11 protein-coding genes (1 of these 11 running past the window's edge) are annotated in these 16,283 nt (G+C 73.9%); 7 read left to right on the top strand and 4 right to left on the bottom strand.

Going from position 1 to position 16,283, the window contains the following annotated elements; all coding sequences use genetic code 11:
- Both WMF24_RS38475 and WMF24_RS38480 read left to right on the top strand, forming a co-directional pair.
- Window positions 1-591 carry the 3' portion of a hypothetical protein gene (locus WMF24_RS38475; protein ID WP_437732427.1) on the top strand. The gene continues 243 nt to the left of window position 1, outside the view, so only the last 591 of its 834 coding nucleotides appear in the window; its start codon lies off the left edge, out of view; the stop codon is at window positions 589-591.
- Window positions 588-1,235, top strand: a complete 648-nt coding sequence (locus WMF24_RS38480; protein WP_437732428.1) for a hypothetical protein — start codon at window positions 588-590, stop codon at window positions 1,233-1,235. The genes WMF24_RS38475 and WMF24_RS38480 overlap by 4 nt, the downstream gene beginning before the upstream one ends.
- 118 nt (window positions 1,236-1,353) lie before the next feature.
- Here WMF24_RS38480 and nadA read toward each other — a convergent pair whose 3' ends face one another.
- Window positions 1,354-2,313 (bottom strand): quinolinate synthase NadA, encoded by a 960-nt coding sequence (gene nadA, locus WMF24_RS38485; protein WP_437732429.1) that lies wholly within the window; start codon window positions 2,311-2,313, stop codon window positions 1,354-1,356.
- Window positions 2,314-2,487: 174 nt separating this feature from the next.
- Between nadA and WMF24_RS38490 the strand changes: the two genes are divergently transcribed.
- The 4 genes from WMF24_RS38490 (at window position 2,488) to WMF24_RS38505 (ending at window position 8,410) form a co-directional block, all read left to right on the top strand.
- Window positions 2,488-2,826, top strand: a complete 339-nt coding sequence (locus WMF24_RS38490) for a DUF3634 family protein (RefSeq protein ID WP_437732430.1) — start codon at window positions 2,488-2,490, stop codon at window positions 2,824-2,826.
- Between the two features lie 43 nt (window positions 2,827-2,869).
- On the top strand, window positions 2,870-4,261 hold the full coding sequence (locus WMF24_RS38495; protein WP_437732431.1) for an ABC1 kinase family protein: 1,392 nt from the start codon (window positions 2,870-2,872) through the stop codon (window positions 4,259-4,261).
- A gap of 106 nt (window positions 4,262-4,367) precedes the next feature.
- Complete coding sequence (locus WMF24_RS38500) at window positions 4,368-6,503, top strand: protein kinase domain-containing protein (RefSeq protein ID WP_437732432.1); 2,136 nt, start codon at window positions 4,368-4,370, stop codon at window positions 6,501-6,503.
- A gap of 17 nt (window positions 6,504-6,520) precedes the next feature.
- Complete coding sequence (locus WMF24_RS38505) at window positions 6,521-8,410, top strand: hypothetical protein (RefSeq protein WP_437732433.1); 1,890 nt, start codon at window positions 6,521-6,523, stop codon at window positions 8,408-8,410.
- A gap of 120 nt (window positions 8,411-8,530) precedes the next feature.
- Here WMF24_RS38505 and WMF24_RS38510 read toward each other — a convergent pair whose 3' ends face one another.
- Window positions 8,531-10,468 carry a ribonuclease R family protein gene (locus WMF24_RS38510; protein ID WP_437732434.1) on the bottom strand — a complete coding sequence of 646 codons (1,938 nt, stop codon included), beginning with the start codon at window positions 10,466-10,468 and terminating at the stop codon, window positions 8,531-8,533.
- A gap of 320 nt (window positions 10,469-10,788) precedes the next feature.
- On the opposite strand from WMF24_RS38510, the gene WMF24_RS38515 reads away from it, so the two are divergent.
- The gene (locus tag WMF24_RS38515; RefSeq protein ID WP_437732435.1) at window positions 10,789-11,319 is read left to right on the top strand and encodes an FHA domain-containing protein; all 531 of its coding nucleotides are present in this window, start codon (window positions 10,789-10,791) and stop codon (window positions 11,317-11,319) included.
- Between the two features lie 15 nt (window positions 11,320-11,334).
- Here WMF24_RS38515 and WMF24_RS38520 read toward each other — a convergent pair whose 3' ends face one another.
- Window positions 11,335-13,242: a PEGA domain-containing protein gene (locus WMF24_RS38520; protein ID WP_437732436.1), complete on the bottom strand. Its 1,908-nt coding sequence runs from the start codon at window positions 13,240-13,242 to the stop codon at window positions 11,335-11,337.
- On the bottom strand, window positions 13,236-16,019 hold the full coding sequence (locus WMF24_RS38525) for a serine/threonine-protein kinase (protein WP_437732437.1): 2,784 nt from the start codon (window positions 16,017-16,019) through the stop codon (window positions 13,236-13,238). The genes WMF24_RS38520 and WMF24_RS38525 overlap by 7 nt, the downstream gene beginning before the upstream one ends.
- Window positions 16,020-16,283: the final 264 nt, after the last annotated feature.

The following is a 16,283-nucleotide window of genomic DNA, read 5'->3' on the forward strand; positions in this document are numbered from 1 at the left end:
TCGCGCGACACCGAGGGCAACCTGACGCGGGTCCGGCTGAAGCCCGCGATCGGGCTCGGATTCCACGCGCGCTGGGAGATCCTCGATCACCTGAGGTTCTCCGCCTTCTTCGTGCACGCCGAGCACGCGCTGGCGCTCGCCCCGGGCGCGCTTTCGCAGCCCGGCGCGATCACCGCAGAGCCGCGCGAGGACGGCGCGCCCTCGGTGCGCACCATCGCGCTCGGCGCGCGCTTCGCGCCGACGCTGCCGCTCAGCGAGCGCGCCCGCTCGTGGCTGTCGGTCGGCATCGGCTACGATCGGTTCTACGTCGGTCGCATGCGGGTCCACGAGCCGGCAGGCGAGTTCACCATCCGCGAGCGCGGCGCCTCGTACGTCGAGATCCCGCTCGGGGTCGGGGTGTCGTTCGACCTCATCCGGAACTGGCTCACGATCGAGCTGGAGACGTCGGGTGCGTTCCTGCTCGGCCGGGGCGGCGACGCCACCCGACCCGGCCAGGCCATCGACGCCCAGGGGCGACGGCGCACCATCGGCGCGCTGCCGCAGGCCCGGGGCTCGTTCATCCAGACCCTCGGCCTCTCCCTCGTGCTGTGAACGACGTCCTCAGCGCGCGCGGCAGGCGGCTGGCCCTCACCGTCGCGCTCGCCGCAGCCTCGCCGGCATGCGGCGAGGCGACCGCGACGCGACGCGCACCGGCCGCGGCGCGCTCGCCCGCCGCGGCCGCGCTGGCGGCGCTGGAGGAGCACGGCGACCGCGGAACGCCGCGCGCCGCTGGACCGACCGACCCCGCCGATCGGGACGACGAGGATCGGGGGCGCGCCAGCCCGGGTGCGACAGCAGCGCAGGCGCACGCGAGCGCAGCGCTGGCGCACCCGGCCGAAACGAAGGCGCTCCCGGCCGCCTGCACGGACGACACGGGCTGCGGGTATGACCCGGCGACCGAGCGATGCGGGGCGGATCCCAGGCTGAACCGGCAGCCGCCCGTCACGGACCAGGGGATCGTCTGCTACTGCGACGCCGGCGCGTGCGCGCTGCTCCGCGTGCTGCCCGTGCCGTGCGAGGGGGACCACGACTGCGCCGTGGCCCACGAGCCGCGCCCGCACCCCGCACGCGCGACCCGCGAGCGGCCCCACGAGAAGGGGCGCCCCTGCCGCGACCTCACGCTGTCGACGACGTGCGAGCGGACGAACATCTGCACCCTGCGCCGCCACGCGTGCCCGCAACGTCGGGAACGTTGAACGGCGCGGCGAGCTGAGCTCAGCGCCAGCGTGCGCGCGCTGAGCTCAGCGCCAGCGTGCGCAAGCTGAGCTCAGCGCCAGCGTGCGCAAGCTGAGCTCAGCGCCAGCGTGCGCGCGCTCAGCTCAGCGCCAGCATGCGATCGATCGGCACGCGCGCGCGCTCGCGCAGCGCGGGCTCCATCTCGAGGCGCGGGGCGAGGTCGCGCAGCGCGAGATAGACCTTCTCGAGCGTGTTGAGCCGCATGAAGGGGCACTCGTTGCAGGCGCAGTTGCCCTCCGGCGGCCCCTCGATGAACTCCTTCTGCGGGGACGCCTTGCGCATCTGGTGCACGATGCCGCTCTCCGTCGCGACGATGTACTTCGTCGCGTCGTCCGCGATCGAGTACTTGAGCAGCGCGGTCGTCGACCCGATGTAGTCGGACATCCGCAGGATCGCCTCCTCGCACTCGGGGTGCGCGATGAGCTTCGCGTCGGGGTGGCGCTCGCGCAGCGCGACGATCTTGCGCAGGCTGAACGTCTCGTGCACGACGCAGCTCCCCTGCCAGAGGCGCATCGGGCGACCCGTCCGCTCGATGAGCCAGCGCCCGAGGTTCCGGTCGGGGGCGAAGAGGATCTCCTGCCCCTCGGGGATCGCGCGGACGATCTTCTCCGCGTTCGACGAGGTGCAGATGTAGTCGCTCTCCGCCTTCACCTCGGCGGAGCAGTTGATGTAGGAAATCGCGACCGCGCCGGGGTGGCGGGCGCGCCAGGCACGGTATCGGTCGACCGGGCAGCCGTCGGCGAGCGAGCAGCCGGCCTGCATGTCGGGGACCACGACGATGCGGTCGGGGTTCAGGATCTTCGCCGTCTCGGCCATGAAGTGCACGCCCGCGAACAGGATGACGTCGGCGGTCGTCTTCTTGGCCTGCTGGGCGAGCTGCAGCGAGTCGCCGAGGAAGTCTGCGAGATCCTGGATCTCGCCGTCCTGGTAATAGTGGGCCAGGAGGACGGCGTTCCTCTCCCGCTTCAGGCGGCTGATCTCGTCGTGGAGATCCAGGCGCGGGTCGATGGCTGCAGGCTGGGGCGCGGCGCTCGTCATGGACGATAAGGTAGGCACCGCGCGCCGCGCTGACCAGGCCTCACGGCCGAGCTGCGCCCGCCGCCCGGGCGGCGGGCGCGCGGCGCGCCCAGCGTTGACAACGGCCGGCACCGGTCCACGATCCAGGCCCCGCGGCGAGCCAGGCAAAGGCGCGCTCGTCGTGGGCGGCCACGCATGTCGCTCCTGATCCCCCTCGCCCTGCTCGCCGTGGCCGTCCCGCTCGTCGTGGCCCTCCTCCGGGCCAACGAGCTATTTTACGTGCGCGTCGAGGGGCGGAACGTCCGGCTGCTCCGGGGCCGGCTGCCGCAACGGCTGCTCGACGATATCGTCGACGTGCTCCGCGCCGCGCCGGTCGGCCGCGGCGCGGTCCGGGTCGTCGTCGAGGACCGGCGGCCCCGGGTCCACGTCGAGGGGGACATCTCCCCGGAGCAAGCTCAGCAGCTCAGGAACACCGTGTCGCTCTGGCCTGTTCCAAAGATCCGCGCGGCCCCGAAGCGCCGCGCGGGCGCGTGACCTTTCCGCGCCCGACACCGCTATCCTCACGAGTCAGTCCCGCATGGCCGAAGACCAACCCAGAGACAAACCCCCGACCTCCAAGCTGGGGCGCCTCGCGCGCCTCGCCGGCCTCGCGCCCCGCACGATCCCGTTCGCGATCGAGGGCGCGAAGCGCGCCCTCGGCGCGCCCCGGACCGAGGAGGAAGAGGCCGAGGCGCGGCGGAGGATGACCCAGGAGGTGAAGAAGACCGCCGAGGCGATGCTGAAGACGCTCGGCGAGATGAAGGGCCTGCCGCTCAAGTTCGGCCAGATGGCGAGCTACATCGACGGGCTCGCGCCGCCGGGGTACGAGGAGAAGTTCCAGGCGGCGCTGAAGAAGCTGCTCGACAAGGCGCCGCCCCTGTCGCCCGAGGCCGCGGAGCAGATGGTCGTCCAGGAGCTCGGCGCCCCGCCCCACGAGGTGTTCGCGGCGTGGGAGCGCGAGCCGTTCGCCGCGGCGAGCATCGGGCAGGTGCACCGGGCCACGACGCGATCGAGGGAGCGGGTCGCCGTCAAGGTGCAGTACCCGGGCATGGACAGGGCCATCGAGAACGATCTGAAGAGCATCTCGATGCTCGAGACGATGATGGCGCCCATCGCGAAGAAGCTCAACGCACGGCAGACCGTCGACGAGCTCCGCAAGGTCTTCCTGTCCGAGCTCGACTACGCGCGCGAGGCCGAGATGGCGGACCTGTTCCGCCGCATGAACGCCGGGGACGAGGACATCTCCATCCCCCGCATCCACCACAGCCTCACCACCCGGCGCGTCCTCACGCTCGAGCTCGTCGACGGCATGAGCTACGCCGAGTTCTGCGAGCGCGGAAGCCAGGAGGCCAAGAACCGCGCGGGCCTCGCCATCTGGCGCTTCACCTTCCGCTCGATGCTCCGGTACGGCTGGCTCTACGCCGATCCGCACCCGGGCAACTACCGATTCCACGAGGATGGACGGGTCACGATCCTCGATTTCGGGTGCGTGAAGGAGCTCCCGCCCGACCTCGTGGCGGGCATGAAGCGCTACATGCGGGCCGCCATGGACGCGGACTGGAAGGAGTTCGACCGGGCGTGCGTGGAGGTGCTCGGCTACGACCCGAACGACGAGAGCTGGGACCTCTACCGGAGCTACACGATGGAGCTCATGGTCCCGCTCTGCGCGCAGGGGAACTGGCAGTGCTCTCCGGAGAAGGCGCGCGAGACTGTGGCGTACCTGACGCGCGGCATCCGGGGGCTCGCCTTCAAGCAGGGAGAGAAGGTGCCCACCATCCCCCACGTGCCGAAGATGCCGCAGGACTTCACGTTCGTGAATCGGCTCCAGTGGGGGCTCGCGTCCGTGCTGGCAGGGCTCCGCACCGAGGCGCCGTTCCGGCGCACCCTCGATCCCTGGGTGCGCGACGGCGTGTACCCGGTCCCCGATTGAGCCGGGCCGCAGGCAGCCTCGTCGGCGCGGGGACGCGGGCGATGTCGCCTCCGCCGCGGCTCTCACCTTGACCTCGATCCCGGGCGCTGTGACATTCGATCGGGGCATGGACGACGAGAGGGCGGCCTGCGAAAGGCGCGTGGGGACCACCCTGCGGGGCAAATGGACGATCGATCGTCTCCTCGGGATCGGCGGGATGGCCGCCGTCTATGCCGCGACCCACAAGATCGGGCGGCGCGAGGCGATCAAGATCCTCCACCCCGAGGTGGCGCGCTCGAAGGACCTGCGCGCCCGGTTCGAGCGCGAGGCGCAGGCGGTCAATCAGTTCCATCACCCCGGCGTCGTCGAGATCCGCGACATCGACATGACCGAGGACGGCGCGCCGTTCCTCGTGATGGAGCTCCTCGAGGGCGAGTCGCTCGCCGACCGGCTCCAGCGGCTCGGCAACATCGAGACAGGCGAGATGCTGCGGCTCATGGACGAGCTGCTCGACGTGCTCGGCGCGGCGCACGAGCGGGGGATCATCCACCGCGACATCAAGCTCGACAACCTCTTCGTCGAGACGACGGGGCGCCTGAAGGTGCTCGATTTCGGCATCGCGCGCATGCGCGACGGCGTGAAGACCGCGATGCGGACCCGGACCGGCGCGACGCTCGGGACCGTGTCGTACATGGCCCCGGAGCAGGTGCGCGGCATCTCGGTCGACCACAGGGCAGACCTCTTCGCCGCGGGCGCGACGATGTTCCGCGTTGTCGCGAAGCGGCGCATCCACGAGGCGCGCACGGAGTCCGAGCTGCTCGTGAAGATGGCGACGATGGCGGCGCCGCCGCTCGCGAGCGTCGCGCCGGAGGCGCCGCACGGGCTGTGCGTCGTCGTGGACAGGGCGCTCGCGTTCGATCGCGAGCGGCGCTACCCGGACGCCCGCACGATGCAGGGGGACATCCGGGCGCTGCTGCGCGGGGAGCCGCCGCCCCACGCGACGGCGCGCCTCGCGGCGGGCGACGCGCCGTCGGCGGGCGCGCCGCAGCTGTCCCCGATGCTCGCGGCCGCCGCCGCCGCGCAGGAGGCGGCGGCCGAGCCGAGGCCGGCGGCCGCGTCGGGCCCGCGGTGGAACGAGGGGGGCTCGGCGCCCGCGATCGCGCCGGAGCCGAGCCCGGGCAGCCGCGGCGCGACCGCGTCGTGGGACGCGCCCACGATGGCGGCGCCCGGGCCCGCGGGCGCCATGGATGCCGCCCAGGCGCACGGAGGCCACCCCGGCATGGCGCAGGGCGGCGCCGGCGCGGCGAGCGGGCCGCCGTCGGCCCTGTACAACACGGGAGCGGGTCAGGCCGGAGCGCTCGGCGCGCCCGCGTCGCGGCACGGCGCCAGCATGCCGCACAGCGCGCCGGCGTCGCTCCACAACACTGGCGCACCCCTGCAGAGCAGCGGCGTGGCCTACGGCGCGCCGGCGTCGCTCCACAACACAGGCGCCCCCTACGGCGCGCCCGCAGCGCACGGCGCCAGCGCGCCGCACGGCGCGCCCGCCTCGCTCCACAACACAGGCGCATCCTACGGCGCGCCCGCAGCGCACAGCGCCAGCGCGACGCACGGCGCGCCCGCCTCGCTCCACAACACAGGCGCCCCCCTGCAGGGCAGCGGCGTGGCCTACGGCGCGCCGGCGTCGCTCCACAACACAGGCGCATCCTACGGCGCGCCCGCAGCGCACAGCGCCAGCGCGACGCACGGCGCGCCCGCCTCGCTCCACAGCACAGGCGCCTCGCTCCACAACACAGGCGCCTCGCTCCACAGCACAGGCGCCTCGCTCCACAACACAGGCGCCTCGGTGCACGGCACCGGCGCTTCTTACGGCGCGCCCGCAGCGCACAGCGCCAGCGCGCCGTACGGCGAGCAGTCCGCCGCGGGCTGGAGCCCGCGCCGCGCTTCGCCGAAGCAGCCGCCGAAGCTCGTGATCCTGCTCGCGATCGGCAGCGCGGCGCTCGTGATCGCGAGCGTGCTCGCGCTGTGGATGGCGCTCCGCGACGAGCCCAGGGACGACGCGCTGCAACGCGACCTCTTGCCCGCCCAGAGCGCGAGCACCAGACCGACCCAGCTCTCTCCGTCGGAGAGCACCGATGAGCCGCCGCGCGATGAGGAAGGCAAGCCGGAGGCGATACGCCGGGACGAGCCGAGCCCCGCGCCCGCCGCCACGTTCATCCTCCAGCTTCCCAAGCCGCAGCGGTCGAGAAAATCACGCGACGACTGAAGCCAGAATCGCCGAACATGGAGCTCCGCCCCCTCATGGTCACGAGGACATGCCTGCGCGCTCGATCGACGTTCGTCGGGTCTGCGCTCGTGCTCGCGGTGTCGGGAGCGTGCTCGGACCCGGCGCCGCCGTTCGACCCGGGACCTGACGCGAGCAGCAGCAGCGGCGGCGGCAGCGGGGGCAGCGGGGGCAGCGGCGGCGCGCCGGCCTGCAGCGCCGGCGAGGAGGAGCCTTGCTATCCGGGCCCGGCGGGCACCGAGGGCGTCGGCGCGTGCAAGGCGGGCGTGCGGAGGTGTCAGCCGGACGGCCAGGCGTTCGGCGCGTGCGAGGGCGCCGTGGTCCCCGGGCCCGAGGACTGCGGCACCTCCGGGGACGACGACTGCGACGGCGAGACCAACGAGGCCGACGCCGGCTGCGTGTGCGAGCCGGGGCAGATCGAGGCCTGCTACAACGGCCCCGACGGGACGGACGGCGTCGGGCTCTGCGCGGCGGGGCTGCGCGTGTGCGACATCTCGGGGACGGCGTGGCGGCCGTGCAGCGGCGAGATCACGCCGGCGCGGGAGACGTGCACGGACGAGACCGATGAGGACTGCGACGGCTTCGCGTGCAGCGCGCCGCTCTGGGCCGACCTCTTCGGCGACTCGAGCATCCAGAGCGCGACCGGCGCCGGCGTCGACACGCAAGGCAACCTCTACGTCGCCGGCACCTTCTCGGGGAGCATCAACCTGGGCGGCGATACCCTGGTGAGCATCGGGACCGCCGACGTGTACGTCGCGAGCTTCGACCCGTCCGGAAAGCACCGCTGGAGCAAGAGGTTCGGCGGCAGCGGCGCCGAGACGCTCAACGGGCTCGCCCTGACCCCGACCGATGACGTCGTGATCGGCGGGACGTTCTACGGCTCGTTCATGTTCGGCAACGCGACGCTGAGCAGCACCCACGCGCTCGACAGCTTCGTCGGCACGCTGGACAAGGACGGCGTCCCCCGCTGGGCGCGCCAGATCGGCGACGCCGCGGACCAGACGCTGCGCTCCATCGCGGTGGACAGGACGGGGAACATCGTGATCGCCGGCTACTTCAGCGGATCGCTCGTCTGCTCGGCGCCGCCGGTCCCGGTCTGCGCCACCAGCGCAGGCCAGACCGACATCTTCGTGCGGAAGTACGATCCGTCGGGCGCCGTCCTGTGGACGAGGATCTACGGCGACAGCTCGGGCCAGTTCGCGACCGGCGTCGCCGTCGACGCCGAGGGCAGCGTGTTCCTCACCGGCAGGTACTACGGCACCCTGACCATCGGGTCCCGTCAGGTGAGGAACAACGGGCTCGGGACGAACCTGTTCGTCGCGAAGCTCGACAGCGGCGGCAACGGCGTCTGGCTCTCGGATTATGGCGACACGTCGTCGCAGGCGGGCAACGGGATCGCCGCCGCCCCGTCCGGCGCGGTGATCGTGACGGGGACGTACACGGGCTCGCTCGCTTTCGGCCCGGCGGGCACGCTCCCCACGAACGATGTGCAGACGGCGTTCGTCGTGTCGCTCGCGCCCGACGGCACGCCCGTGTGGGCGCGGTGGTTCGCCGGAGACGGCCCGCAGGAGAGCGCGTCGGTCGTCGCGGACGCGGAGAGCAACATCATCGTGACCGGCTCGGTCCAGGGCGTCGTCGACCTCGGCGGCGGGGCGCTCCCGGGCGGCGGCGGCTTCGACGCCTTCGTCGTGAAGCTCGATCCGGAGGGCAATCACCTCTGGGGCAAGGTGCTCGGCGCCGCCGGCAACCAGAAGTCGAACGCCGCGGCGATCACGGCGGACACGGGGGTCATCCTGCTCTGCGGCGCGGCCGAAGGGACGATCGACTTCGGCCTCGGCGAGCGCCAGGCGAGCGGGACCGACGTGTTCGCCGTGACCCTGTCGCCGTAGCCGCCGCCTGACCGATCCGCGCCGCAGGCGCCGGCGGGGGGATCCGCGCCGCGGGCGCCGGCGGGGGATCCGCGCCGCGGACGCCGGCTCGGGGACCGAGGCGGCGCGGCCGGGCTCCGCTCAGGCGGAGGCGCCGCGGGCGCCGGCGGGGATCAGGTCGACGCGGCCGAGCTCCTCGTTGGTCGACGCGATGGCCGCGCGGATCGGCTCACCGACGCCGTAGCGGCGGTCGGCGCCGACGAGCGCCTGGGCGGCGGCGTCGATCCGGTAAGGGCCGCCCGGCAGCGCCTCGAGCGCGATCGTGCCCGTCGCGCCGGACTGGAGCATCTGGACGACGAGGCCGAACGGCTTGATGGCCACGATGTTTCCCTCGATCTCCTCGCCGATGCGGGAGGCGAACAGGCGCGCGACGAGCATGCGGTGCCGCTCCGTCTCGGCCTTGGCCGCGCTGCGCGCGCGCGCGTTCAGGTGGTGGGAGAGCGACGCGAGCGCCTCGGCGTCCTCGAGCTGGTCGCGGTGACCCTGGAGGTAGCGCTTGACGACGCGGTGCGCGGCGAGGTCGGCGTAGCGGCGGATCGGCGAGGTGAAGTGCAGGTACAGCGGGGCGCCCAGGCCGAAGTGCAGGCCCGGCGCGGCCGTGTAACGGGCAGGGCCGAGCGCCTTGCCGAGCACGGTTCGGATGGCCGGCGCGAGCCCGGTGCCGCGGAACTGCGCCTCGAACGCCGCGAGGCCGCGGGGGCTGAGGTTCGGGCCGAAGCCGGCCTCGATGCCGAAGTTGTGCGCGAAGTGCTCGAGCGTCCGGACGCGATCCTCGGTGGGCTCGTCGTGGACGCGGTAGACGCACGGCAGGCCGCGCGCCACGAGCCATGTGGCCACGGCCTCGTTCGCCGCCACCATCAGCCGCTCGATGAGGCGGTGCGCGCCCGTGTCGGAGCGCGGCGCGACGCCGGTCGGCTCGCGCGTCTCGGCGTCCAGCGTCACGTACGCCTCCTCGCGGTCGAGCTCGACGCCGCCGCGCGCCGCGCGGACCGTCGACAGCCGCGCGGCCGCGGTGCGGAGCCAGCGCACGACCGGCTCGACCGGCGCGGGGACGGCCGCGGAGCGGCCCGTGGTCAGGAACTCCTCGACGGCGTCGTACGAGAGGCGCGCGTGGGAGCGGATCACGCTCTCGTGCAGATCGATCGAGGTGACCCCGCCCTCGGGGTCGATGCGCAGCTCGACCGTGACCGCGAGCCGGTCGACGCCGGGGAGCAGGCTCGCCGCCTCGCTGGAGATCGCGTCCGGGATCATCGGGATGACGCGGCCCGCGAGGTAGACGCTCGTGCCCCGGGCGCGCGCCTCGACGTCGAGCGGCGAGCCCTCGGGGACGAACACGTCCACGTCGGCGATCGAGACGAAGACGCGGAGCGCGCCGTCCGGGCCGGCCGGCAGCACGGCGACGGCGTCGTCGATGTCCGTGGTGACCGGCGCGTCGATCGTGATCGTGGTGAGCTCGCGCAGGTCGCGGCGGCCGCGCGCGAGCTCGCGCTCGATCGACACCGCCGCCGCGGCGGCGCGCGACGCATCGACGAGCTCGGCCGGAAACACGGCGCGCACGCCGTTGCGGGCAAGGCAGCGCTCGATGCCGAGATCGGCGCCCGGCGCGACGACGCGCGCCGGGACGACCGCCGCGCCCTCGATGACAGCGACGACCGCCGTGCCCTCGGCGAGATCGTCGGCGCTGCCCGGCTTGAACGGCCAGTCGGTGTTGGACACGAGGCGATCGACCCGGAGGTGCGGCCGCTTCGCGTGCGACACGACCGTGCCGAAGAGCTCGGCGCGGTCGCGCTGCACGAGGACGAGCTGCGACGCGCTGTAGCGGCCCGGCTCCGCCTCCGCGATCGTCGCGTCCACGACGTCGCCGTCGAGGAACGGGTTGAGATCGGGCGGCGTCACGAAGGCGGTCAGCGGGCCCGCGGCAGCCCCGCCCGGCCTGCCCGGCTCCGGCGAGGCCTCGATGTTCAGGAACCCGAAGCCGCGCGGGTTGACCGAGATGCGTCCACGAACCTGTCCGTGCATGGGCGCCGAAGGTACGCTAGGTCCTGGCATTTTCGAGCGACATCGTCCGGCGGGAGTCCGAGGCGCCACCGGCGAGATTACCGTCACGCGGCAAAGTTCAACGCTGGCGCGACATCGCATCATCGCGCGACAGCGCCGCTCGGACGCCGGCCGGCGTGTCGCGAAGGCGCGCCTCGCGCGGGGCTGCGGAGTCGCGAGGCGCGCGAGACAGCGACACACAACAGGCGACATGAATCCCACCCTGCAGGCGCGCCGCGAGACAGAAGCGGTGCGCCCACCCACGGATCCGCCGATCCGGATCGGCTTATACTCGGCGCAACGTGGAAGACTCAGGGGACATCATCGAGCTGGCGCGTGGGATGCCTCGGGACCGCTTCGTCCGCAGGGTGACAAACCTGCTCCTCGTTGTGTCCGAGACCAGCGCCGACGGCCAGCAGATCGCCTTCCGAACCGTCGCCGCCTCGCCGGCGGCGCACCGGAAGCCGCCGCCTCCGCCGGGCCCGACAAGCGAGGTGTACGAGATCGCCAAGGCAAAGGGGAACCCCTATCCCGATCAGATCTCGGTGGGCCGCACGCGCAACTGCGATGTGGTGCTGCGCAATCCCTCGGTGTCGAAGCTGCACGCGCACTTCCGGCTGGATGCGCAGGGGCAGCTGGTGCTCATCGACAACGGCTCGCAGAACGGCACCCGGGTGAACGGCAAGCTGCTCGCCGAGAACGAGCCGCACGCCGTCGCGGTGGGCGACGTGATCCAGTTCGGCCGGCTCACGACCTCGCTGCTCGACGCGGCGCGCCTCTTCGACATCGTGCGCGAGCAGGCGCGCATCGCGAGGGACCAGGCGAACCGCTGATCGCCGCGCGGGCGATCAGAACCGGTAGCCCACGGCGATGCTCGGCATGAACATCGTGAACGTGCCGTGGGCGAGCTCCTCGAACACGACCTTCTTGCCCGGCGCGCAGTCGACCGTCGGGCTCTCCTCGTCGCACATGGCGCCGACCACGTAGGTGTTGCCCGTCTCGAGCGGGGGGCCGTCGACGAGGACGAAGCCGACGCCCATGGCCGCGCTGGCGCTGAGCCGCCCGAGCTTGAGCCGCAGCCGGAGCTCGGGCATCGCGAACGGGGCGGCGTGGCGGACCGCGTTTCCCCCGTTGTAGACGGCCACGCCGACGGTCCTCCGGTCGTCGGACGCGGTGCCCGTCACCTCGTCGCTCGCCTCGGCGAGCACGACGCCGAGCCCGAGCGCGCCGCCGACGTCGAACCAGGAAGAGAGCTCGCGGTGGTAGCTGCCGCCGACCATCACGGTGACCCCGGCCATCCGGAGGTCGTCGTGGAAGGTGTACCGGATGGGCAGCCGCTGTACGCCCCCGCCCGGATCGGCGTACGTCGCGTCGAGCGAGCGCACGAGCTCGGTGCCGAGGTGGAGGTACCCGGCCGTGAGCTCGATGGCGGCGCCGATCGGGAACTGGTAGCTGCCGCGCAGGCCGGCGAGGACGCCGGAAGGGCGAGAGACGTCGGAGCAGCGGAAGCTGCCGCAGCTCCGCTCGGCGTCGCTCTCGAGCGAGGAGGCGAACGCATAGCCGGCGACCGCCTCCAGCCGGAAGAGCCCGACCTTCCGCCCCCAGCGCGGGTGGCTCTCGTCGACGGCGAGCGGCACGACGATGTCGCCGGTGGTCGTCCTGTCGATCGTCGTGCGGAGCGTGCGCGCGTGGTAGCCGGGCTCGTGCGCCTCGAAGGTGTGGCGCCCGAGCGGCAGCGCCCCGCGCCACTGCCCCTTGCCGACCGGGACGCCGTTGATCGTCAGCGCCGCGCTCAGCGGCTGGGCGACGACGCGCACCTCCTCCCCGAGCGGGCCCGCCTCGACGGTGGCGACGGCGAGCTGCCCCGCGACGACGTTCGCCTCGCGCGGCGCGGAGCCGAAGCTGCCCTTGCGCACCGAGTAGAAATGCGGGCCGGGCGCGAGCGACCCCTCCCACGGGAGCTGCCCGATCAGCGTGCCGTCGACGAACAGATCGGCGCCGACGAGCCGCTCGTCCTCGATCTTGAGGCGGCCCGTGCTGGCGAGCGGCTCGAGCTTCGCGTCGACCGCCGTTGTCTCGGCGACGCGAACGGTCAGGATCGCCTCGAACGTGCGCCAGCCGTCCTTGACCACGCGGAGCGTGTGGCCGCCGGGGCGCAGCCGGATCGGGCCGGCGAGGGGGAGCCGGCCGCGGGGCCTGCCGTCGACGAGCACGAGGCCGTCGACGTTCGACGAGACGAGCACGTTGCCTATCCGCCCGCGCAGGGCGGCGATCGCGGACGCGACGCCCCGGCGCTCGGGCTCGCCGAGCTCCGCGCGGTGCTCGGTGAGCAGCGCCTCGTAGAGCTCGAGCGCCTCGTCGTGGCGCCCGAGCTGATCGAGACAGAACGCGGCGTTGAGGGTGTTGGGGACCGACGCGACGAGCTGGCGCGACCGGAGGTAGAGCTCGAGCGCGCGCTGGCAGTCGCCGGCCTTGCGCAGCTCGTTGCCGGCCTGGAAGAGCTCCTTGGCCCGGGCGAGCGCCTCGTCGGGCGACGCGGAGGGCGCGGGCGCGGCCGGCGGCGCAGCGGAAGACGCGGCGGGCGCGGCCGGCGGCGCAGCGGAAGACGCGGCGGGCGCGGCCGGCGGCGCAGCGGGCGCGGGCAGCGCAGGCCGGGACGGCTCGGCCTGCGCGCGCGCCGGGGGCGCGGCGAGGGCGGCGGCGAGCGCGCACGCGGCACAGGAGAGCCGGGGGGCGCGCGGGCGGCGGATCACCACCGGTCGACCGGCACCACCGCGGTCGCGGCCGGCGGCGGCACGGAAGCGGCGGGCGACGTGGTCGCGCCGGTCGCGCCGGAGAGGCCGCGCGGGGCGCGGCGCGGCTTCTCGCGGCGCGGCGGAGGGTCGGCGGCGTGGGCCGAGGCGGAGGCCGACGCTGGCGCCTGCGCGGGCGGATCGAGCTCGATGCGATCGGGGCGGAGGCTGCCGTCGCTCAGCAGGAACACCGTCTGCTTCGTCGTCGCGCCGCCGCGGCTCACCTCGAGCTCGAACGTGTCGCCGGCCCTGCCCGTCAGGTCGAGCCGACCGTCGATCACCGGGCGCGCCGCGCCGTTGACCCGCACCGTCGCCTCCGCCGGGAGCGTCACGACCGCGGTGAAGGACGCGGGCAGCGGCGCGGGCGCGGGCGCGGCGGGCGGCGCGGGCTCGATGGCGACGGCGGGCGCGGCGCGCCCGTCGTCGATCGTCGAGGCGCGCAGGGCGAGGCCGCCGCCGATCGCGGCGAGCGCGGCCGCCGTGACCGCCGCCCCGACGAGGCGGCGCCGCGCGGCGCCGCCGGGCGCCTGCGCCGCCTGCGCGGCCGTGAACGAGCTGCCGCCGATCGATCGCTCCTCGCCCTCGACGGAGCGGGAGAGCCTGGACTCGCGGCGCAGCTCGGCCATCGGGGTGGCGCGGGCGCGGCGCTCGGCGTCGACGCCGCGGAGCTGATCGAGCGTGACGACGTCCGTGCCGTCCGCGTGCGGCTCGAGCGCGGCGATCATCTCCTCCATGCTCTGCCAGCGCTCGGCCGGATCGCGGCGCAGGCCGCGGTGCACGACGTCGGCGAGCGCCGGGTCGAGCCACGGCGCGGCCCCGGCGAGCGGCGGCACGCGCTCGGTGCAGATCGCGACGAGCAGCTCGGCCAGCGAGGCGTTCGGATCCCAGGGGCAGCTGCCGCAGAGCGCCTGGTAGAGCGAGACGGAGAGGCTCCAGACGTCGGAGCGGCCGTCGACGTCCCTCGCCATCTTCGCCTGCTCGGGCGACATGTAGATCGGCGAGCCGAGCACGCCGCCAGCGCGCGTGAGCTCGTGCGACGCGCCGTCGCCGGTGCGCTTCGCGATGCCGAAGTCGCAGACCTTGACGACGATGCGGCGATCGCTCGAGGACGGCGGGCGCATCGAGCCGGACGGGCGGCGGACGGACGGCGGCGGCCGCATCGAGCCCGACCGGCGCTGGCCCGACGGCGGCGGCGGGTGGACCGAGCCATGGACGCGCCGGGACGGCGGCGGGCGGACCGAGCCGTGGCTGCGCCGGGACGGCGGGGCGTTCGAGGTCGACCCGCGGTGCGCGACGGCGTCGAACGGCGCGTGAAGGAAGAGGTTCGCGGGCTTGATGTCGCGGTGCACGATGCCCTCGGCGTGCGCGGCGGCGAGCCCGCGCGCCGCCTGGATGAACACGCGCACGACCGGCGCCGGCTCCAGCGGCCCGCGCATCCGGAGGAGCCTGGCGAGGTCGAGGCCGTGGAGCAGCTCCATGATGATGAACGGCGTCGCGAGCGTCAGATCCGTCCCGAGCTCGAACGTCTTCACCACGTGCGGGCTCTGGATCGCTGTCACCGCGCGCGCCTCGCGGATGAAGCGGCGCACGGCGTGGTCGTCCTGCCCGACGGCGCTCTTGAAGATGACCTTGGCCGCGACCCGCCGCCCCTCGGGCGACTCCGCCTCGTAGACGGCGCCCATCCCGCCACGCCCGATCAGGCGGCGCACCGCGTACCGGCCGCCGAGCTCGCGGCCGACGAGCGGATCGGTCTCGGCGCCGGCGCGCTCGGCGATCGCCTCGCGCAGCTCGGGATCGAGCGGCCTCAGCATGTCGACGGTGATCCGCCCCTCGCCGCTGGAGGCGGCGCGCAGCGCCTCGGCGAACGCCTCGATCGACGGGTAGCGCCGGTCCACGTCGCTGTGGAGCGCGAGCGACAGCGCGGTCGCGAGGCGCGCCTCGATCCACGGGGCGCGGTCCTGGATGGAGGGGAGCTGCGCGAGGGAGGACGACGGCGGCGCGTCCGCGGCGGTGTCGGCGGGGCCGAGATCGGCGGTGTCGGGCGTGACGTCGAGCTCGGCCCAGGGGCAGACGCCGCAGAGCATCTCGTAGAGCGTCGCCGCGAGGCCGAAGACGTCGCCCCGGACGTCGGCAGCGCGGTCCCGCGGGCCCGACGCGTCGCGGTGGTGGCCGGAGCTCTGCGCCTTTCCCGGGCCTCCCGGGCTGGAGACGGCCGTGTCGTAGCCCTTCGAGAGCCCGAAGCCGAAGACGCGGACAAGGACCTCGCCGTCCGGGAGGTGCTCGAGGAAGAGGCGCGGGGGGCGGACGTCGCGGTAAACGAGGCCCGCGGCGTGGACCGCGGAGAGCCCGGCGGCGGCCTGGAGCGCGATCTGCACAGCGACGTCGGGCGAGAGCGGCCCCGTCTCGGCGAGCAGGGCGGCGACGTCGGTGCCGTCGAGCAGCGGCATCACGAGGTAGGCGAGGTCGCGCTCGAGGTCGTGGCCGGCGTCGACGATCGGGACGACGTGGGCGTTGTCGAGCTTCGAGGTGACGCTCGCCTCACGGCTGAGCCGCGACAGCGTGTCCTCGGTGACGACCTCGGGCCGCAGCACCTTCAGCGCGACGCGGCGGCCGGCGGGGCTCCGGGCCTCGAACACGACACCGAAGCCCTGCGAGGAGAGGACACGGACGATCCGGTATCCGCCGGTGAGCGCGCCCCCGACGAGCGCCGTCGGATCGACGAGAGGTGCTGTCCGCCCCATCACGTCGAGCATACGACGGCCCCTCGCGCCCCACAAAGCATGAGTACCAGGCGGCCTCGGAGGCGCGCTGCGCGCGCGCGCAGCAACGCCGCGGAGCGCCGACCACGCACCTACAAGGACGCCACTCCGGCGCGACGCGGCGCGCGAGGCGCGGCCGCGCCGCCGCCTGGATGTAGGCGCGACAACCGCAGGTGGCGCGGTGTCCGGACGCGCGGATACGATGGATACGCGCGGGCACGCGTGGATACGCGAGCATACGCGCGG

Origin of the sequence: Sorangium sp. So ce1335 (genome assembly GCF_051521615.1) — a bacterium.
Classification (GTDB): Bacteria; Myxococcota_A; Polyangia; order Polyangiales; family Polyangiaceae; genus Sorangium.